The 20,730-nt window shown below is 43.9% G+C and carries 20 protein-coding genes and 1 pseudogene; 1 reads left to right on the top strand and 20 read right to left on the bottom strand.

What is annotated here, in order from left to right; all coding sequences use genetic code 11:
* Positions 1-40: 40 nt before the first annotated feature.
* Both FTT73_RS01500 and mazG read right to left on the bottom strand, forming a co-directional pair.
* A complete protein-coding gene (locus tag FTT73_RS01500; protein ID WP_005172659.1) occupies positions 41-454 on the bottom strand; it encodes a ComEA family DNA-binding protein in 414 nt (137 codons plus the stop codon).
* Positions 414-1,224, bottom strand: a pseudogene (mazG, locus tag FTT73_RS01495) (nucleoside triphosphate pyrophosphohydrolase). Before mazG ends, FTT73_RS01500 begins: the two are co-directional and overlap by 41 nt.
* A gap of 90 nt (positions 1,225-1,314) precedes the next feature.
* Between mazG and FTT73_RS01490 the strand changes: the two are divergent.
* Positions 1,315-2,085: an SDR family oxidoreductase gene (locus FTT73_RS01490; protein WP_159138482.1), complete on the top strand. Its 771-nt coding sequence runs from the start codon at positions 1,315-1,317 to the stop codon at positions 2,083-2,085.
* Positions 2,086-2,107: 22 nt separating this feature from the next.
* Here FTT73_RS01490 and FTT73_RS01485 read toward each other — a convergent pair whose 3' ends face one another.
* The 18 genes from FTT73_RS01485 to ilvC all read right to left on the bottom strand — a co-directional run bounded on the left by FTT73_RS01485 (position 2,108) and on the right by ilvC (position 20,667).
* Entirely contained in the window at positions 2,108-2,704 is a 597-nt protein-coding gene (locus FTT73_RS01485; RefSeq protein ID WP_218955673.1) for a 4'-phosphopantetheinyl transferase superfamily protein, read from the bottom strand.
* 144 nt (positions 2,705-2,848) lie between these two features.
* Positions 2,849-3,544: a hypothetical protein gene (locus tag FTT73_RS01480; protein ID WP_005172668.1), complete on the bottom strand. Its 696-nt coding sequence runs from the start codon at positions 3,542-3,544 to the stop codon at positions 2,849-2,851.
* Between the two features lie 21 nt (positions 3,545-3,565).
* On the bottom strand, positions 3,566-5,617 hold the full coding sequence (locus FTT73_RS01475; protein ID WP_180190904.1) for a hypothetical protein: 2,052 nt from the start codon (positions 5,615-5,617) through the stop codon (positions 3,566-3,568).
* Positions 5,618-5,619: 2 nt separating this feature from the next.
* Entirely contained in the window at positions 5,620-7,128 is a 1,509-nt protein-coding gene (locus tag FTT73_RS01470) for a hypothetical protein (protein ID WP_180190903.1), read from the bottom strand.
* 274 nt (positions 7,129-7,402) lie between these two features.
* Positions 7,403-8,812 carry a ribosome biogenesis GTPase Der gene (gene der, locus FTT73_RS01465; RefSeq protein ID WP_005095683.1) on the bottom strand — a complete coding sequence of 470 codons (1,410 nt, stop codon included), beginning with the start codon at positions 8,810-8,812 and terminating at the stop codon, positions 7,403-7,405.
* A 171-nt stretch (positions 8,813-8,983) separates the two neighbouring features.
* A complete protein-coding gene (gene bamB / locus FTT73_RS01460) occupies positions 8,984-10,132 on the bottom strand; it encodes an outer membrane protein assembly factor BamB (RefSeq protein WP_005095682.1) in 1,149 nt (382 codons plus the stop codon).
* Entirely contained in the window at positions 10,129-10,824 is a 696-nt protein-coding gene (locus FTT73_RS01455) for a tetratricopeptide repeat protein (RefSeq protein ID WP_005095680.1), read from the bottom strand. Before FTT73_RS01455 ends, bamB begins: the two co-directional genes overlap by 4 nt.
* 30 nt (positions 10,825-10,854) lie before the next feature.
* Positions 10,855-12,150 carry a histidine--tRNA ligase gene (hisS, locus tag FTT73_RS01450; RefSeq protein WP_180190902.1) on the bottom strand — a complete coding sequence of 432 codons (1,296 nt, stop codon included), beginning with the start codon at positions 12,148-12,150 and terminating at the stop codon, positions 10,855-10,857.
* Positions 12,151-12,153: 3 nt separating this feature from the next.
* Positions 12,154-13,275 (bottom strand): flavodoxin-dependent (E)-4-hydroxy-3-methylbut-2-enyl-diphosphate synthase, encoded by a 1,122-nt coding sequence (gene ispG / locus FTT73_RS01445; protein WP_180190901.1) that lies wholly within the window; start codon positions 13,273-13,275, stop codon positions 12,154-12,156.
* A gap of 23 nt (positions 13,276-13,298) precedes the next feature.
* A complete protein-coding gene (locus FTT73_RS01440) occupies positions 13,299-14,090 on the bottom strand; it encodes a DUF4115 domain-containing protein (protein ID WP_074384029.1) in 792 nt (263 codons plus the stop codon).
* Positions 14,081-14,881, bottom strand: a complete 801-nt coding sequence (pilW, locus tag FTT73_RS01435; protein WP_180190900.1) for a type IV pilus biogenesis/stability protein PilW — start codon at positions 14,879-14,881, stop codon at positions 14,081-14,083. The genes FTT73_RS01440 and pilW overlap by 10 nt, the downstream gene beginning before the upstream one ends.
* Positions 14,882-14,895: 14 nt before the next feature.
* Positions 14,896-16,131, bottom strand: a complete 1,236-nt coding sequence (gene rlmN, locus FTT73_RS01430; protein WP_100534605.1) for a 23S rRNA (adenine(2503)-C(2))-methyltransferase RlmN — start codon at positions 16,129-16,131, stop codon at positions 14,896-14,898.
* A gap of 122 nt (positions 16,132-16,253) precedes the next feature.
* Complete coding sequence (gene ndk / locus FTT73_RS01425; protein WP_004647460.1) at positions 16,254-16,685, bottom strand: nucleoside-diphosphate kinase; 432 nt, start codon at positions 16,683-16,685, stop codon at positions 16,254-16,256.
* Positions 16,686-16,795: 110 nt separating this feature from the next.
* On the bottom strand, positions 16,796-16,996 hold the full coding sequence (gene iscX, locus FTT73_RS01420) for a Fe-S cluster assembly protein IscX (RefSeq protein WP_100329232.1): 201 nt from the start codon (positions 16,994-16,996) through the stop codon (positions 16,796-16,798).
* An 87-nt stretch (positions 16,997-17,083) separates the two neighbouring features.
* A complete protein-coding gene (locus FTT73_RS01415; RefSeq protein ID WP_005095663.1) occupies positions 17,084-17,635 on the bottom strand; it encodes a phosphatase PAP2 family protein in 552 nt (183 codons plus the stop codon).
* 30 nt (positions 17,636-17,665) lie between these two features.
* Complete coding sequence (locus tag FTT73_RS01410) at positions 17,666-18,937, bottom strand: glycosyltransferase family 1 protein (RefSeq protein ID WP_180190899.1); 1,272 nt, start codon at positions 18,935-18,937, stop codon at positions 17,666-17,668.
* 91 nt (positions 18,938-19,028) lie between these two features.
* Positions 19,029-19,262, bottom strand: a complete 234-nt coding sequence (locus FTT73_RS01405; RefSeq protein ID WP_180190898.1) for a hypothetical protein — start codon at positions 19,260-19,262, stop codon at positions 19,029-19,031.
* Between the two features lie 388 nt (positions 19,263-19,650).
* Positions 19,651-20,667 carry a ketol-acid reductoisomerase gene (gene ilvC / locus FTT73_RS01400; protein WP_004278368.1) on the bottom strand — a complete coding sequence of 339 codons (1,017 nt, stop codon included), beginning with the start codon at positions 20,665-20,667 and terminating at the stop codon, positions 19,651-19,653.
* Positions 20,668-20,730: the final 63 nt, after the last annotated feature.

Genomic DNA, 20,730 nt, shown 5'->3' with positions numbered 1-20,730 from the left:
CGCTCAGATTGATTTTGTATTCAGCATCAATTCAGTCTATTCACAACGCGAGTCTGGCCTTGTTTTTGGCAAATAATGCCGGCCCAATGCCTTTGACCAGCTGAATATCTTCAATGCTTTTAAATTTCCCATTTTTCTGCCGATACTCAACAATGGCTTGGGCTTTCTTTTGTCCCACGCCATGCAACTGTTGCAATTGTTCAATATTTGCACTATTTAAACTAATTCTATCACCTGTCGCTTGTACCGAAAGTGCCGGTTTTGCCAGATAGTGATCTGCTTTAGTCGATGCATTCTGTTGTTTGAGCCGCGCATCATGTTGCTGTTGTCTGGTCTTCCATTCCATATAATCGGTCGCAGTTGCATGTGCAGTTCCAATAGCAATATAGCCTAGCCATAAACCCAGAAGAAGATTAATCCACGCCGGACTTGTTCGATGTTGTTGTTTGTTCATGCGCCGCTCTTTGTTTTAATTCTAATTTGGCCTGTTCCCAGAGCTGATCCAATTCAGCCAGTGACAAGCGGTCTATATTGAGTTGTTGTTTTTCCGCCTGATGTTCCATCAAGGCAAATCGAGTACGAAATTTATGGATCGTGCCTAATAATGCCATTTCACTCGAGATTCCAAGTTTACGGCCAACATTGACCAGAGAAAATAAGCAGTCACCAAATTCTTCCTGTATTTCATCGGAATTCTGGCTTGCCAAAGCTTCTTTTAACTCGGCCAGCTCTTCTTCTACTTTGTCATATGCCCCAGTGACATCGGGAAAATCAAAGCCGATTTTTGCGACATTTTTCTGGATTTCATCTGCCTGTACCAAGGCCGGTGCATGCTTGATTTCATCTAAACGGGAACGTGGCTTGCCCTGCTTTTCTTGCTGTTTAATTTCTTGCCAGAGCTGAGAGACATCTTCCGGGCTCAATTTTACAAACTGTTCAGCCTGAAATACATGCGGATGACGGCGGATGAGTTTGTCGCTAATGGCCTGCACCACATCCTGAAAATCAAAAGCGCCCTGCTCGCTGTACATTTGCGACTGGAACAACCTGTAACAGCAGATCGCCCAGCTCATCGCGAATCTCGTCAACATTTCCAGAACGTACCGCAGCTTCTACTTCATAAGCTTCTTCAATCGCATATTGGGTCAGAGATTCGGGAGTCTGCTGCTGATCCCATGGACATTTTTCACGTAATTCACGCATGATATTAAGCAATTGTTCCACTTTTAAAACCTCTTCTTTACCAAATAGTCGCGTCAATCTGCCTGTTTCTTGTTATGCTCAAGAAAAAAAGACAATAAGGAGATCAAGCACATGCACAGTATATTGATTAGTGGGGCAGCACAAGGAATTGGCGCCGCGACAGCCATGCTATTTTACCAGCACGGCTATAAAGTCGGTATTTATGATATCAATGTGGCACAGGCCGAACAGCTGGCCCAGCAACTGGGCGAACATGCCAAAGCTGGCTTTCTGGATGTGGCAGACTATGCTTCCTGGGAAACAGCTTTGGCGGAGTTTTCAGCCTGGGCCGGTGAAATCAACATTCTGGTAAATAATGCCGGAATTTTATATTCAGGGCCTTTTGAAGACACCACAATTGCAGCGCATCATCGCACGCTGGATATTAATGTTAAAGGTCTCCTCAATGGCTGTCATGCCACTTTCCCTTATTTAAAAGAATCTTCCTTTGCTCGTGTCATTAATTTATCTTCGGCATCCGCCATTTATGGACAGGCCGATTTAGCCTCTTATGCGACCAGTAAATTTGCCGTGCGCGGTCTGACTGAAAGTCTGGATATTGAATGGCAACCCTATGGGATTCGGGTGCTTGATGTGATGCCACTTTTCGTCAGTACAGCCATGGTGAAAGATATGCAGGCAGAAAGTATTAAAAAAATGGGGGTACATTTGAAAGCAGAGGATGTCGCACAGGATATTCTAAAACTGGTACAGCTTAAAGATTCCATCTGGCACGCTACGCACCATCCGGTTGGATTAAAAAGTAAATTTTTATTTCATCTATCACGTATGAGTCCACAGTTTGTGAACCGAATCAGCAACCTGTTGATTGCCAGACAATAGAGTCTATTTCTACTCTGCTGATTTAAACAGATTGATGAATCTGGATTAGCGGAAATCTGAAACCCTTGTATGAATGCTCACTTTGCCAGGCCACGGTGAGCATACATCCTGCCATATTATAATTTTGATAGGCATAGACGCCGATCTCTGGATGTTCACATCTTCCACCATTCTGATCTGGATGAATCTGGGTATTTAACTCATTCAGGTTGATGCGTATGCCCAGTCCTGAGGCCTTTAATACAGCTTCCTTGGTGGTCCAGACCTTAAACCAGTATTCGGAATCATAGTCCAGTGCCTGCCACTGTTTAAGCTCTTCAGGATGAAAGGCATGTTGTGCCATGGCTTCAAATCGAACCTTACGGCTCAGCTCTTCAATATCAATTCCCAAATTTTGGACATTATTGCTCGTTGCCAGAGCATAGAAATTTTGACTATGGCTATGGTTAAAGTTGAAGTCTGGATGAGTGTGGAGATAGGGTTTGCCGAATTCAGTAATGCTAAAATCTGAAGACTGGATAAAATAATTAAGTTGATCTGAAAGCAATTGGTTACGATAGGCATAGATCGCACGTTTACGAAATTTGATTTGCTCTACACGTGATTGATGAAGTTCCATTGAAAAGAACTGATCTATTTTTTGCAAATAAATGTGAATATTACGCGACAATGGAAAGCTCTTGAAAACAGTTTGACTTTTTTCATTTTACGTCGCTAGATAAAAAAAGAAAGCCTGTTCGAAAACAGGCTAGCTTTATCTGTCTTAAATTGAATCTGAAATATCGACAGGTTTTGCTGCAGCAGATTCTGGGGCCTTAAAGTTCAAGCCAGCTTTTTTCATCAGTTGTGGATACTCAACCAATGCCATAGTCGAGTTTTTGGCAATGCCGGTGACATCGCTAAGCAGACCTTTGGCATCCATAAAAGACATGCCACTATTGCTGATAGTACTTGGATTGCTCAGCAATTGCATAGACACCTGCTTACTATTTACGACCAGTTCGCGTGCAGACAGACCAGCAATGGCAAAGTTTGTCAGTGAGTTCATTAAATGCTGTTTCTGGCTGGTATTTAATGCATTAATACGCTCAAGTGTCGCAGCTTCATCTTTTTTCGAAGCTTCCAGAACCGCATTGGTTAGCTTGGTAATTTCTTTCTGGATCGCTTCTTTTTCTTTGACATCAGAAGTGGTTTTCAAGCTATTCAACTTGGTTTTCAGTTCTTCGCTGTCTTTTCGCTCAGCAAATAAGGTTGCCAATGCTGTACGACTCTGAATAAACATGGCATTGGTTGCTTGTGCCTGCTTAAAAAAACCGGCTAAATCCAGATTTTGTGAAGATGTACCTGTTGTTGTCTCCACTACTTTTGAGGCCAGACCACTGAGTGTTCCAAAACCTGCATGACTTTGTGATGTCAATACAGCACTTCCCAATATCAATATGCTTACGATTTTTTTCATAGTATTTCCCCTCATAATTCCTTACTGCCCTGAATCGGCTTTTTGCACGATCTGATTTAAAATTTTTGGTAATGCTTTAAACATTTGAATGTTGTACATGGCATGACGATGAGCAGTATTTATACCTTTTAAATTAACTTCCTGTTGCAAACCTACAGCACCGACCCGCTCCTGTTTTTCATTAAAACGGCGTGCTCCTCCTGCCAATACCAAAGTGGCATCGCAGATGGATTGATCTGTATTGCATTTGATGGAATCTTCTTGAACCTGAATCTTAAATGCTGGCTGTAAACACTCTTCTTTTGGCACATACAGTTTCAAATCCAGCTGTTTTTTAAAGCCCGCATTTTCAGTCATTTTTACAATAGATGTTTTTAAACTGGTCTGCCCTTTAAACCCTGAACCTGTCGCATAAAACGGACGCTTGGATTGACTGGTAAACGCGTGGTAAATCAGTGGCCCAAATCCATAAAACGGAATCTCTCCAACCTGTTCAGTATGCAGATTTGAACAAAGCACCCGGGCAAGTTTTGAGTCACCGACAGCAGCGTGACTATCCACCAAGATGCTGTCTCCTGAACGTACCGGTAGACGATCATTTCCACTCACAGGAAAATCAAGCTGTGCTTTAACTTTATTGCCCTGACGCTCAACCACTGTAGCTTCCCAAGTGGGAATCAATACTTGACGTTGTGCAACTTTTTCACGGTTATAGACATGAATTTTCATGCCTGTGGTCAAGCGCTCACCCGTATCCTGAATCGTGATGGTATCGCTCCCCCCGCTCGATACCTGCAAATCGGAACGGGTAAATTGAATCCCTTTCTGAAATTGCTGACCTAATTTCACCAAAGCATTTTTGAGTGCCACTTCTTTACGCGTACCGAGTGAAAAACCCATACCTTGTGAAATGGTTTCACTTATTTCATCAGTCGCATGCGCGGAATAAATCACACGTCCCGAACGATCAATCATCTCAGCAAAAACTTCGCTATGTACCACTTGCTGCTGGGTCATCTTGCCGACTTGTTGCTGATAGCCAATCACAGGGATCACATTAATACGAATAAAAAATTCTGGTAGTTCGCGCTGGTGCTGGGTTTCCTGATTGCTTAACCCCGTCTGCTCACTGACACTTTGTGTCAAAGTGCTGTAACGTTTATTCACCGGCGTAAGGGTAAATGATGCATTCTCCCCGATGGCATCAGAAAAAATCTGCTCAATCAGGTCTTTTGATTCACCTTGGTAGGTCAATACATCTACGACCAAAGCTTTAGGCTTATTCAGCGCCTGACGGGTATTTGCCGAAATCTTGCTAAACTGGCTTGAAGTGCCACTCATCAACACCGGTAATGCCACTGCATAATCACTATCGGCATGTACAACTCTAATCAAATCTCCGGAATCCGAACTGAGTTCATCGTCTTTGGCAATGCCTTGATTGAAGCCTTTATCTAAAATCAGATAGGATTTCCAGCGATCAATCACCTTGGTCTGTACTTCAGACACCTTGAATTTCTTCTGGAGATCCTGAGTGAGTTGCTGGGTCAAGGTCAGCAAACTGCTTTGAAACTTCTGCTGGACGGCTTGACGTGTTGCAACAGTCTGAATCTCGGTCGACAACACCTGAATAGGCTGTGACAAGGTAGCACTATCGGTATAAATCACTTCCCCAGATAGAACATTGGTCAATTTTAAGCTTAAGGTGACTGGCAGAAAAATCTCGGCTGTAGATTCCTTTTGCACCACATATTCACTAGCACGCAAAACTTCCAGAGAAGCCACATAGCTTCGATGTTTATTCTGCTGGGAAATTGAAGCCACCACCTGATCTTGCAAAACCTGTTTCAACTGCTGCTCAAAAGTCTGTGCAACTTGTTTACGGATCACCTCGTTCGACACAGCCTTGCTAAAGTCACAGGAAATCGAGGAGGCATTTGCTTCTATATGATCTGCCGATTGACGACAAGGCAATTCCAAGCCATAAATTCCTTTAGCCGGAAAAACCTGAATATTGGCCTGCACACTTGCAGCATTACCCATCAGGGCCATGGCAAGAGTAATTTTTTTCATGCTTATTTGCATTGGGTACCGCCAATACATAAGGTAATGGTATTCCCTGCTTGCAAACGTTCTGCATTAGACAGCACAGGATTTACCCGGCGTAAAGCTTTGGCCAGTTCAGCACTCAATGGCTTTTCACTTTTATAAGTCATGGTCATCTCGACCAGCTTGCCATCCTGGGTACGTATATCGATATTTTCTGCGCCGTCCATCCCATCTAAAGCCACATAGAGATCATCTCCCAAGCGGCTAGATACGCTACCCGATACACTTTTTACAAAAAGGGTAATTTCCTTACCATACATGCTACGGTTTTTCGAATAGGATAGAATTTGTGGACCGACTTCGGACAAGGTCATTTCGCCCAGTTTACCGGCAACATTGGTACGACACGAATCTGTCGTTGCAGCCGTTGATGATTCCGTGCGGGTATCACCGCCCATCAGCGTGCCATCATCAACTGAATAAATTTTATAGCTGACAGCACCATCACACACAAACTGGCCGGTTACACCTGAACGACCACGGTCATAAATATAGGAGCTACCGACCATAAACCAGTCTGCTTTTTCCTGACGTGCAGCAACTGCAAGTTTTGCCAATTCTGCATCACTCAGCAATTGCTGAATGGACATACTCTTGCCTTTTAAATAACGGCTACGGAATAGATCCGAATCCATTAAACGTAGATCGTATTTAGATGCTGAGCCTGCAATTGCATTCAGTGTATGGTTTTCACGCTCTGGCTTTGTAGATGGAGTCTGATATTCCACATATTTTACAAAGTTTTGAATATCATTTTGGCGTTCAGACTGGCTATAACGTGCTGACTCACTGGCGTTATAACTCGCTGAAGCTGAAGATTTACCTGAATTATTGTGACTTGCTGAACGTGCTGCGACTCCTACACCCGCACCATAATAATTATCATATACATAACCAGATGCAGCTGATGACTTTCCTTTCGATGAATATGATGAACTCTCGCTCGCTTTGGCACTTTCTTTGGCATCATAGCTGGCCTTTTCATCATAAGCATAGCTTTTATCAGAGAAGTACGAGGTAAATTCTTTGACCGGTTTAGAGTTATCACGCGGCACACCGAAATATTCATCCATCACGATCATGATCGGACTGGTTCGGCTATTCTTTTTGGATAAACCCAGGTCATTTAAGATCTGGCGAAACTCCTGATCATCCATTTCAATTGAAATAGAGGTGACCAGTTCTTTATTACTATTAGTTTGGCTGCCACGATTAAACACGTAGCCATTATCAACTTGTTTCACAATATCTGTTAGATGAGGCTGAGCATCCTGCATGGCTTGAGGGCCATTAATTTTTTTGATTAAAGCAATGACTGCATCAGTTTTTGCATTATTCAATGCTTGATTACGTGTTCCTACCGGATCTTTTTTAATAATCGGGCTACTGCCCTCACCATTTACTTTGATCATTTCAGCACACGTGAGGCTTGGCAGGCCCATCATACAGATTAAAGCCAATGCAGTTTTTTTCATGTTCCCCTCACACCACCCCAATCGAGACAGTAATTTCTTATGATCTTTTTCAGCCAGCTTTCATTCTTGCGACTGAGTTAACAATTTAAAACAAATATAATACATATTATATAAATATTAAATTGATACTTATACTAAATGACTAGAAAAAAAGAAAATTTTTATTTTTGCTAAAATCAGAATTAAGCTTTATCACAAATACATTTTTATATTTTTCACAAAAAACAAAAAAGCCTGCATCAGCAGGCTTTTTATCGAAAACTAAAAAAAGAAATTAACGTTTAAATTTCTTCTCGGCTTTCTTGAACTTCTGTACATAACGACGTTTACGCGCTGCAATACGCTCATCCATCACCGTCTTACGCCCTTCAAACGGGTTTTCAGAGGTTTTAAACTCGATTTTAATCGGCGTACCTTCAAGCTTGTATACTTTACGGAATACGTTTTCAAGATAACGACGGTAATCCGCAGGGGTTTTATCGACCTTGTTACCATGGATCACGATGGTTGGTGGATTCTGTCCGCCCATATGCGCATAACGCATTTTAATACGACGACCCTGAACCATAGGCGGTTGGTGGGCATCTGTTGCATCATTTAAAATCTGGGTGATTTTTGCCGGTGATACTTTCAAACGAGATGAATCATAGGCACGGTGAATCGAAGGATAAAGCTCACCCACACCCGTTCCATGCAATGCAGAAATCAAATGCACTTTTGCCCATGGAATGAAATCGAAGCGACGCTCTACATCGAGCTTACATTGCTTGCGATCATATTCAGTCATGTTATCCCATTTGTTGACAGCAATGACCATGGCACGACCCGCTTCAAGCGCATAGCCAATCAGATGCAAATCTTGCTCTACAATACCATCACGTGCATCGACCACAACCACAATCACGTTGGCATCTTTCATCGCCTGCAAAGTCTTAACAATCGAGAATTTCTCAATCATTTCATCCACTTTACCTTTACGACGCACCCCTGCAGTATCAATCAGGGTATATTGACGGCCATCACGCTCGAATGGAATATAAATCGAGTCACGTGTTGTACCCGGCTGGTCAAATGCCACCACACGCTCTTCGCCGAGCAAACGGTTCACCAGCGTAGATTTACCCACGTTTGGACGACCAATAATCGCTAAACGCAGACCAGTGTTTTTATCATGCTCTTCCGGGTTTTCATCTTCCGGTACATCGGCAAGCACGTCTTCCAGCATTTGCTGAACACCACGACCATGGCTGGCAGCGACTTGTAGCGGCTCGCCCATGCCGAGTTTGTAGAATTCAACCAAGGCAGCTTCAGCATGTACGCCATCGACTTTATTGGCCGCCAGAAAGACCTTTTTGCCTAAAGTACGCAGTTCACGTGCAATCTGCTCATCGGAAGCCAGCAGTCCGGCACGCGCGTCGACCACAAAAATGATAATATCGGCTTCATGAATGGCAGTTTTAGATTGCTCTGCCATATACGAGTCAATACCGCCTTCATTTTCACCAATACCACCGGTATCAACCACAATGAAAGATTTATTTTGATAGGTTGCATCGCCATATTTACGGTCGCGTGTCAGACCAGCAAAGTCTGCCACCAATGCGTCACGGCTCTTGGTAATCTGATTGAACAGAGTTGATTTTCCGACGTTCGGACGACCAATGAGCGCAATTACGGGTTTCATAGAGTAACCTTTATTCAATAATCAGGCAGTCAAAGTGGCCTGAACATCAGAAAGTATAGGAAGATATAAGGGGAAAAATACCCTAAATAAAAACACGGGGCATTGATTTTTCAATCACCCCGCGTTCACAAAAATACGGTTGCGGCTAGTTTAACATAAGGCTCGTTAAAATTAACGGTTCTGCCAAATGCTTAATGCGCCCTTGCGTGTAGAAACATAAAGCTGGTTGTCGATCACGCGTAAGTTACGCACTTCACCAGAGGTTTTCGAACGACCAGTAATTTGTCCGGTACGCGGGTCAATCAGGTGCAACACACCATCCAGATCACCGACCACCAAATCCGTGCCTAACATCACTGGATTACTGAGCTGACGATTCAGCAATTGATCATTTTCCCAAAGCGGTTGACCCGAGCTAATCTCAAAAGCTTTAATTTTGCCATCAGTTTGCGCCACGAATACGCCATTTCCGACAACTTCTGGACGCTGGATGCTGCTGGCATCTTCACTCCAGATCACTTGCTGTGAAGCCAAGTCCAGCACAGTCACCTGACCTTGATAACTGGTCGTCACCACAAACTGACCTGCAACGACCGGCTCACCGTCGATATCGACCAGACGCTGAATATCAGAACGGCCATCCGACACGGCGACACGACGCTGTAACTTTGGTACGCCACTTAAGGCATCCAGTGCATAAATATACGCATTTGAAGATGCAATCAGCACATTACGCGCATCTAATGGCACAGGAGCCGCCATACCACGCAGGCTGAATTGTACATTAGGCAGGTTATAAGTCCAAACTTGTGCACCGCTTGCCACTTCATGCGCATAGACCATACCGTCATTGCTCACACTAATCACACGACCTGCATGAATCAGTGAAGGCGCCAGTAAAGCACCCGTCAATTGTGCAGTCCATTTTTGCTCACCGGTTTGCTGATCGAGTGCAAACAGTTGGCCCTTCTGGCTACCAACAACAACCAGACCCTCGGCCGCTTCAACGCCAGAACTTAGATTATCTTTGCTGACTTTTTTCTGCCAAAGACGCTGTTTGCCCTTAAATGCAGACACCTCACCTTTTGGATCAATCGCAAAAACCACACCATTGTCTGCATCCAGACGTAAACGCAATGGATCGGCAGCATCTGTCGCAGATACACTGGTGGAAAATACAGGAACCAGTGTTTTGGCTTGGGTCAGTTTTGGAAGTGGGTTCGGTTTTACTTCTGGAACTTTATTTGTTTTACCTGCACAGCCAGCCAGTGCAAGCGTTAAAACAGTCAAGGCACAGGTAATTTTGTATTTTCTATTCATGCAGCTTCTTCCGCTTGTGTTTCTATAATTGGGCGTTCGATTTCTGGATCATCGACCAACACGCCTACGCTTTCGAGCTTAATTTGTAAAATCTGACGTTCTTCTTTACGTTCAATCAAGGCATCCCATGCACTTTGATATACTTTTTTCGCATTTTCAATATCATTTTTGGCAACATAGATATCGCCACGTGCTTCATCGGCAGTTGCTTTAAACGCAGGTTCAGTCACTGCTTCTAAAGTTTTCAATGCAGCATCATATTTTTTCTGTGCCAGTTGCGCATAAGCCAGACGAAGTTTGACCACCTGAACCAGACCTTTATCGTCTAGTGTCGAGTTTTCAACTTTTTGTAGCGCTTTCTCAGCCGCAGCATAATCTTCTTTGTCATAGGCCAGTTTCGCCATGACCAGCTGAGTCTGAATGGCCTGAGCTGAATCTGGTGCTTCTTTGACAATTTTGTCCGCAGTTTCAGACAGCTTGGCAAAGGCATCGCCCTGCGTCGCCTGTGCATCATCCATCAACTGCTGAACCTTGGCAGTGTGCATTTGCGACTCTGCCAGGTTTTTCTTCTGCCAATATTCCCATCCAAAAAAGGCAATCAGCGCAATCAAAATCCCTGTAATGATCGAAGAACCATATTTCTTCGTAAAGGATTTTAAGCTTTCAAACTGTTCATCACCCACTGCGCTCATGAGACTACCCTTTTCCTGATGTTTTATCGATTATTTTAAAGAAATTTTAGCACTAAAAAATGTAACGAAGTCCGTAAATGGCACATTCGATTGCTCTGCGGTTGCCAGTTCTTTCACCGTAAAAGTCTGCGCTTCAAGTTCACGCTCACCTAAAATCGCAGCAAACAAAGCACCGGCCTGATCGGCCTTTTTCATTTGCGACTTCATTGAACCTTGAGAGCCCACTTTCAAACGCACCTGACTCCCCGCTGCTTCAAGCTGATCACGGATCTGTTCAGCAATCACCAAGGCCTTACCTTGAGATGCCGGTTCAGCCACCAGGAAGACTTCACAATCACGCGTTGGTGTATTGTCTTCAACCTGTTCAAGCAGAAGCAATAAACGTTCGATACCCATGGCAAAACCAACCGCAGGTACAGACTGATCAGGCTTGCCCTTCAATTGACCAACAAGACCGTCATAACGGCCACCGGCACACACGGTTCCTTGTGAACCTAAATGTGTTGTGGTCCATTCAAACACAGTTTTGTTGTAGTAGTCTAAGCCACGTACCAGTTTTTGGTTGATCACAAAACTCACGCCGGCATCAGTCAGGTACTGTTGTAACTGGGCAAAATGCGCCAGAGTTTCTTCACCCATAAAGTCATGCAGTTTCGGTGCATTTTCTAGGATGCTTTGGGTTTTGGCATCTTTAGAATCCAGAATACGCAGTGGATTTGTGGTCAGACGGCGCTGAGAATCTTCGTCCAGATCGGCTTTATGTGACTCTAAAAATTCAACCAAGGCTGCACGATAGGCTGCACGTTCATCCGATTCGCCTAAAGTATTTAATTCAAGTTGAACCTTGTCCGCTACGCCCATACGTTTCCACAGACGTGCAGTCATCAAAATCAGCTCTGCATCCATGTCCGGAGTCGCCACACCAAAGGTTTCTACACCAAACTGGTGGAACTGACGGTAACGGCCTTTCTGTGGTTTTTCATAACGGAACATTGGCCCGATATACCAGACGCGAGGAGTTGCACCACGAAGCAGATTATGCTCCAGCATGGCACGTACACAGCCTGCAGTTCCTTCAGGACGTAGTGTCAGAGACTCAGGCGGATTACCTTTGTCCAGAAAGGTATACATTTCTTTTTCAACGATATCGGTGGCATCACCGATCGAACGTTTGAACAGATTGGTCTGTTCAACGATAGGCAAACGGATTTGTTGATAGCCATAAGCATCCATCAAACCCGACAGATGTTGTTCAAGACGTCTCCAAGCTGGGCTTTGCGTTGGGAGAATGTCATTAAAACCTTTGATTGCGACGATTGAACTCATGATCTACTCAGAAAAACTTGTACGAATAATTTCTTTAGATTTAGCTTCTTCAAGCTCGGTAACACGTTGACGAACCATATCTTCGATCTCATCAACCAGTTGATTGGTATCAATTAGATGGCTCTTTTCACCATTACGATACACCAGTGAACGTGGCGCTGCACCTACGACACCGATATCGGCTTCTTTAGCCTCGCCCGGCCCATTTACTTTACAGCCAATCACCGAGACATCCATCGGGGTACGGATATCTTCCAGACGCTCTTCCAGTTGTTGCATCACTGAAATCACATTAAATTCCTGACGTGAACAGCTTGGGCAGGCAATAAAATTAATGCCGTTAGAACGCAGACCCAGCGATTTTAGAATATCAAAACCGATTTTAATTTCTTCTTCAGGCTCGGCAGCAAGCGAAATACGCATGGTATCGCCAATGCCTTCCATCAGCAAACCACCCAGAGCGATTGCAGATTTAACCGAACCTGTACGGTAAATACCGGCTTCGGTTACACCCAAATGCAGCGGATTATCAATTTGCTGTGACAGCAAACGGTACGCATCCATGGTCAGGAACACATTGGATGCTTTAACTGAAATTTTAAATTCCTGAAAATCCAGACGGTCTAAAATGTCGATATGACGCATCGCAGATTCAAGCAATGCTGCGCCTGTCGGCTCGCCATATTTCTTTTGAATGTCTTTTTCGAGTGAACCGGCATTGACACCGATCCGCATTGAAATATCATTATGACGTGCTGCTGCCACCACTTCACGAATCTTTGCTTCTGAGCCGATATTGCCCGGGTTAATCCGCAAACAGTCTGCACCGAAGTCCGCAACTGCCAAAGCAATTTTATAGTCGAAGTGAATATCGGCCACCAAAGGCACATTCACCTGCTTACGAATTTCACCAAATGCTGCCGCCGCTTCCATCGTAGGCACAGAAACCCGCATGATGTCTGCACCGGCATCGACACAGCGCTGGATCTGTGCAACCGTGGCTGCCACATCACAGGTTTCAGTATTGGTCATAGACTGGATACTGATTGGTGCATCACCACCCACATAAACTGAACCGACACGAATTTTACGTGTTGGACGACGTTTAATTGGATTTACGATCATGGTTTTGCTCTACTCTTGATCTGTTAAGGTGACAAACGGAATTCTGCTTTTCCGTTTACGGTATAAGGTGACAATGAAATATTTTCATTATTCAGGCTGAGTGATACAGCTGCCGCATCATCAAGACGAATCTGGAATGGTGCTTCACCATTGAGTTGCAAACTCGATGCCTGACGGCCAGTCGCTAAAACGTTACCGGCTGAATCGACGATATGCACAGAGGTCGGACGGTTAAAATCGAGTTTTAGCTGGTCGCCAGACAGTGCGGCGCCTGCATCCAGATTCAGAATCTCGATATTGGAAGCACCGACTCCAGAAACTTCACTGCTATTTTGCGAATTACTGCTCGACCAGTTTTGAATCATGGCAAACAGTGCGCCCAAAATTAGCAGCAAGACCAGCGTAATAAAAATGCGCTTTAACCATTTACGGTTACGGTCACGCTTGGAACCTGGCAATTTCCCCATAATTTTGATGGGGGAATTATTCAGCGCATGATTGGGCAACAAACCCGTATCATTGGTATAAATTTCATCAAAACGCTGAATAATAGTCGACGCATCTACACCCAAAAGTTTGGCATAGATCCGGTAATAGCCTTTGATAAAAGTCGCCTCAGGTAAAGACTTATATTCATCCTGCTCAAGTGCAGTCAGGGTTTTGACCGGAATATTCAGCTCTTTGGCCACATTTTCCAGATCACGTTGCTGATTGAGACGAATCTGGCGCAAGTACTCGCCCGGACGTTGAATATTTCCTAACGCATTTGGAGCTACGCTCGAATGATTCGAAGGTGAATTAGGATTTACTTCCATACGGCCTCAGTACTGTACTGTAATTGCAAATAACGTTGGTATTCCTGGCTTTCAGGAAACAATGCACGTAACTGGTTCACCAATACCTGCATCCCCAACTGATCACCACTGGCACGCGCAGTGCGAATGCCAACCCAGAGCGCACGGGCACCCTGATTTTTCTGTCCCACACCACGCGCAAACTGTTGATACAGTTGTGTCGCTGCCGGGAACTGCTGGTTTAAATAAAAAATTTCTGACAACTCTAACATTGATATATGTGAATCGCGATTCGCCTGAAGCGCCTGTTTGAATGATTTTTCAGCATTCACCACATCGCCCATTTTCAGGTAAATACGTCCCATATTTTCCAGTGCACGGAAACGCTGATCATAACCTAAAGTTGCACCGGCAATGTTAAACTGCTCGATCGCATCATTATAGCGCTCCAGCTGATATAAATACGTGCCATAGTTGTTGCGTGCCTGTGCATTTTTCGGATCTGCCGAAATCGCACGCTTGAAATAAGCATCTGCTTTCTCAAGATTGAGCTGACTACCTTCCTGTTGCAATAGCACGCCCATCATCATATTCGCTTGCGAATCACGCGGAGTCGTTTCGAGTGCCTGATCCAGCGCACGTTTGGCTGCATCTAGGTCACCTGTTCTTAAATATTCTGCCGCCAATTGGGTACGGACTTTGGTGGCTTTTTCAGGATCTTTCTGACCTAAATCTGGCGTTTGACATGCAACCAAAGCTAAAGACACACATACTGTTGAAATCAAAGCAATTTTAGATGTTAGATTTCTCAACTGGCGACCTCTTATTATCCTTGTGAACGCATAATCTCATTTGACTGCGCAATTTTCTTTTTCCACTGTTCCGCACGACGGGTACGATCAGCCACTTGACCTACAAGCTGTCCACACGCCGCATCAATATCATCACCGCGTGTCTGACGAATCGTACACACAAAACCGGCATCAGACAAAGTTTTTTGGAAAGAAATAATGCGGTTACGGCTTGAACGCCCATAAGGCGCGTGCGGGAAAGGGTTGAATGGAATCAAATTAATCTTGCTCGGCAAGTTCTTCAGCAGCTTAATCATTTGCTGTGCATGTTCAGGATGATCATTCACACCATCCAGCATCACATATTCAATGGTGACGTGTTTACGTGAACTTTCATTACCATCTTTGGCAATATAACGCTGACACGCCGCAATCAGTTGTTCTAACGGATATTTCTTGTTGATTGGCACCAGTTCATTACGCAGTTCGTCATTTGGTGCGTGCAATGAAATTGCCAGTGCCACATCAATGTCTTTGACCATTTGATCGATTTTCGGCACCACACCTGATGTCGATAAGGTCACACGACGTTTCGACATGCCATAAGCAAAGTCGTCCAGCATAATGCGCATGGAATTGAGTACGGCATCGTAGTTAAGCAGTGGTTCGCCCATGCCCATCATGACCACATTCGTGACTGAACGTTCACGATCTGCCACAGGTACATCTTCCATATAGGAATAGTTCGCCACCCACAACTGACCAATGATTTCTGACTGATCTAAATCGCGCTGAAAACCCTGTTTACCGGTTGAACAGAATGAACAGTCCAGTGCGCAGCCCACTTGAGACGAAATACACAAGGTACGACGTAGGCCGCTACGATGTTCAGCAGGAATCAATACAGTTTCGACAAGAGAGCCGTCACCATCACCGACACGGAAGACCCATTTCCGGGTACCGTCTTTAGAATAATTTTTATGCACCACTTCGGGCGCTTTAATTTCAGCAATTTTTTCCAATTTTTCACGTAATTTGCCTGAAATATTGGTCATCTCGGCAAAATCAGTCACGAAAAATTGGTGAATCCATTTCATTACCTGCCCGGCACGAAACTTCTTCTCCCCCATATCCTCAAAGAATTTCTCCATTTGCGGACGAGACATGCCGAGTAGGTTCACTTTTTCCACAGCATTCTGCTGTGTGGGAGTGGACGGAGATGGTTGCTGTGCAGCTGAAACTGCAGATACAGCGACGACTTCAGTACTCATGTGTATTACCTAAACCATGTCTAAAGATCAAAGGAGAAGCTCAATATGTGAGCAAAGAATTATTCAAAGAATAAAAAAACCAGATAAGTATAATAACACTTATCTGGTTTGAATACTGCGAATTAACGAGTACGTGGAGCAATCTCAGTTTGAGCGAAGAAGTAGTTAACTTCACGGTCAGCTGATGCTACAGAGTCAGAACCGTGAGCAGCATTTTCGTCGATGCTTACAGCGAAATCTGCACGGATTGTACCAGGAGCAGCTTCTTTAGGATTCGTCGCGCCAAGGATGTCACGGTGAGCAAGAACAGCGTTTTCACCTTCAAGAACTGAAACAACCACTGGACCAGAAGTCATGAAAGCAACAAGATCAGCAAAGAAACCACGTTCTTTGTGCTCAGCGTAGAAGCCTTCAGCTTCAGCTTGAGTCAAGTGTTTCATTTTAGTTGCAACAATTTGAAGACCAGCTTTCTCGAAACGAGCAAAGATGTCGCCGATGTGGTTTTTAGCAACTGCGTCTGGTTTTACGATAGATAAAGTACGTTCGATAGCCATGATAGGCTCCTTAAGTCAATTGTTGACATGAAAATTTGGCGCATTATACCGAGATAATGCGCACTTTTCTGCTTTTACACTGTAAAAATATGCTTTTTTCAATCGGGCACTTAACGCGCTTCGTCAATCCATGCCATTTGAATCGCTTCCAGCAGACCTTCTGTGGATTTAGTCGGGTCATCCGTAAACTCAGGCAAGGCACATACCCAGGCGTGTAAATCAGTAAAACGAATCCACTGCGGGTCCACATCTGGATGCGCTTCGTAGAGTTCAATCGCGATATCCAGGGTATCAGTCCAACGTAAACCCATCTCTATTTCTCACCATATTTGCTTTAATGCTGTACTTTAGCAAATTTATAAAAATCTGCGAGCTTTCGCCCCAGTTTTCACTTACTTTTACAACATAATATTGAGATAAGGTGCGCTCAGCACAATGACCACGGCCATCATGCCTCCGATCATTGCCCCAACCGCGACATCACTTGGATAATGCAATCCCAGAATCATGCGCGATAAAGCCACCAGCAGCGTAAAAGGGAGCATCAACAGCAATAATAGCGGTGCAACATAACCCAAGACCGTGGTTGCCATTACCGCATGCAAGGTATGTCCAGACGGAAAACTAAAATGATCAAGCGGCCGCTCACCCAGTCGAATCACCTGGTGCACCTGATAAGGTCTTGGACGTACAGTTTTTGTTTTGAGAATTTTATAAATCAGCGTACCGAACGTTCCACCCAAAATGATATAGAGCATCTGTAGCCCATACTCCAAGCCACGAAGTCCCCATGCAGCAAAACACATCACATACCAAAACACTCCATCCCCCAAACGGCTAATGATTTTAAAAAAAGCAGCGATTCGATTTGAGTGGGAGAGATGATTGAGGTAGACACAGCCTTTTAAATCTATTTCTAAAAATTTGAGTTTGGCATTGTGGATTTTCATCATGTTGCTCCCGCTCTTGTTTTAATTAGGTCATTTATTTTGCCTTGTGATTGAGTACAGAACCTGTTCAAACTGCTCTACAGGATGTTGCCATCCGACCTTCTGTGCACAGTGTGAAGCATACACACCCATTCTTCTAAGTGTGTGATAATCTGGTAACTTTAAGATATTGGCTGTTAAATCTTCTTGCAGACCCAGTGAGCTGAGCCAGCCTGTTCGGTCGTGTTGTACATGTAGATGTGCACAAGCATAATCATAAGCAATAACCGGCAGTCCACTGGCCATCGCCTCCAATACCACATTGCCAAAGGTTTCAACCTGACTCGCAAAGCAAAACACATCGGCACTGGCATAGGCTTCAGCAAGCTGTTGACCACGCAAACTCCTGGTAAACACAATCGAAGCATCATGATTCAACTGCTCTAAGCGCTGTCGGTCTGGACCATCTCCGACCACCACCAGACGCACATCCTGACAATGCATATGACGCAATGTGAAATATGCCTGAATCACCACTGGTATTTCTTTTTCAGGCGATAAACGCCCGACATACAACATGACACGGGTCTCTTTGGAAGCTCCCCAGCTCTGGCGTAGGGAATCAGAACGCCATTTAGGTGAAAAGGCTTGTGTATCTACCCCTCGCCCCACCACAACCAGTGGACACGTCACTCCAAATTTGCGGAGTGCTTCGGCAGTCTCACGACTCGGTACACAGGTAATTGCGGTATGATTATGAAACCATTTGAGATAATGCTGAATAGGTTTAACCAAGAATGCCAAATCAAAGAAACGGCTAAATTCCTGAAATGGTGAATGAAAACCGCTCGATACAGGAATTTTAAGGAATCTTGCAGTTTGCTGCGCGGCAAGCCCTAATGGGCCTTCTGTGACGATATGCACTACATCGGGTGCAAAGACTTCTACCGCATGGCGAACTTTTAGAAACTGCGGCCAACCGAACTGTAAGCCTGAATATTTGGGAATACGCTGTGCTTTAACCAAACATTCCCGATAGGGTTGAAATTCAGCACAGATGCCTTTTTGCTCGGGTCGAATCAATAAAATTTTATGCCCCTGTTTTTTCAGCCCTTTGCAGAGTTGTAACAGTGAATGGGCTACACCATTAATTTCAGGTGGCCATGTTTCGGTCACTATGGCAATTTTTAAGCGGGGGCGTACCAAATCTGCAAGCGCAGATGATTTTTGAGGACTTTTCAGACGTTGCTGTTTTAAGTCAAATTGAAAGCCATCAAGGAATGCTTGTTGTTTTGTTAAGGCTTGGCTGTAGGGCTGATTCATGTCGCACCTATCTTACTTATGTATGTTTTAAGCAAAGCATAGGTGTTCTGTGTGACTGTTTGATGAAGTAGCAAAAACTTAATAATGGGTGCTATGCAACCCGAAATGAGCCTTCTGAATTGAATATCATTTTGGCTGTAGAAGCTTTTTGATCTTTAATAGTTAGAATTAATCCTTTGTAGTAATTAGGGTCATTACAATCAATAAATACATCACACTTAAAAATATCTTTTATCTCAAAAACTAAATTGCTCTCAATAAAATCATTAATATTTATTAGATTCTTTTCTGTACTAATCTCAAATCCTAAGCATTTAACTTTCATGCCTTTTCCAATAAAAAACCCCATAATAACGAGGTCTTTATAGCATAAAATTCAACCAAAATGAGTATTAATTCTTTTCCTTATCAACGATTTTGTTTACTTGAATCCAAGGTACGAAAAAAATAAAGCACTGCTTTATTCTTCTTGAGGCACGTAACGTTAATACTAACTTCATTATCACACAAAAAAGCCCCCGTTAAAAACAGGGGCTTTTTGACTTAGACATTAGAACTTAGTTCTTTTCTTTATCTACAATCTTATTCGCTTGAATCCAAGGCACGAAAAAGATGTAAGCAATGCTTACATCTTTTGAGGCACGTAACACCAAAAATAAAAAACCCACTCAAAATGAGTGGGTCTTCGCATTCAAATCAATTGATTCGAGAAATTAGTTTTTCTCTTTATCAACAATTTTATTTGCTTGAATCCAAGGCATCATCGCGCGAAGTTTGTTACCAGTTACTTCAATACCGTGAGCAGCGTTTTGACGACGACGTGCAGTCATTGAAGGGTAGTTTAAAGCACCTTCTTGAATGAACATCTTCGCGTATTCGCCAGATTGAATACGTTTAAGTGCATTACGCATCGCTTCACGAGACTGCTCGTTAATTACTTCAGTACCCGTTACATATTCGCCATATTCAGCATTGTTCGATACAGAGTAGTTCATGTCCGCGATACCGCCTTCGAACATTAAGTCAACGATCAATTTAAGCTCGTGTAGACATTCGAAGTACGCCATTTCAGGCGCATAACCAGCTTCAACCAAAGTTTCGAAGCCCATTTTAACCAGTTCAACTGCACCACCACAAAGAACTGCTTGCTCACCGAAAAGGTCAGTTTCAGTTTCTTCACGGAATGAAGTTTCGATGATACCTGTACGGCCGCCACCTACGCCTGAAGCGTAAGAAAGAGCAACGTTACGCGCATTACCAGAAGCATCTTGGTGAATCGCGATAAGATCAGGAACACCTGAACCACGTTGGTATTCAGAACGTACTGTGTGACCAGGAGCTTTAGGCGCAACCATGATTACGTCTAAGTCAGCACGTGGAACAACTTGGTTATAAAGAATCGAGAAACCATGAGCAAATGCTAAAGTAGCGCCTTGCTTGATGTTTGGCTCAATTACGTCACGGTAAAGTTGAGATTGGAACTCATCTGGAGTCAAGATCATCACTACGTCAGCTTGTGCTACAGCAGCAGGAACTTCAGCAACTTTAAGACCTGAATTTTCAGCTTTCTTCCAAGAAGCAGAGTTCGCACGTAAACCTACAGTTACGTCAACGCCAGAATCTTTCAGGTTAAGCGCATGCGCGTGGCCTTGTGAACCGTAACCAATGATCGCTACTTTCTTAGATTGGATGATAGATAAGTCACAGTCTTTATCGTAAAAAATTTGCATTGCTGTCTCCGCTTAAATGCTTGTTTGTCCGTTAAATCAGGCAATGACCCTTGTATTTACATT

The sequence above is a fragment of the Acinetobacter sp. YH01006 genome, assembly GCF_013420445.1.
GTDB classification, from domain to species: Bacteria; Pseudomonadota; Gammaproteobacteria; order Pseudomonadales; family Moraxellaceae; genus Acinetobacter; species Acinetobacter pseudolwoffii.
The sequence above is the reverse complement of the archived record's forward strand: the minus strand, read 5'-3'. Positions and strand labels throughout refer to the sequence as shown.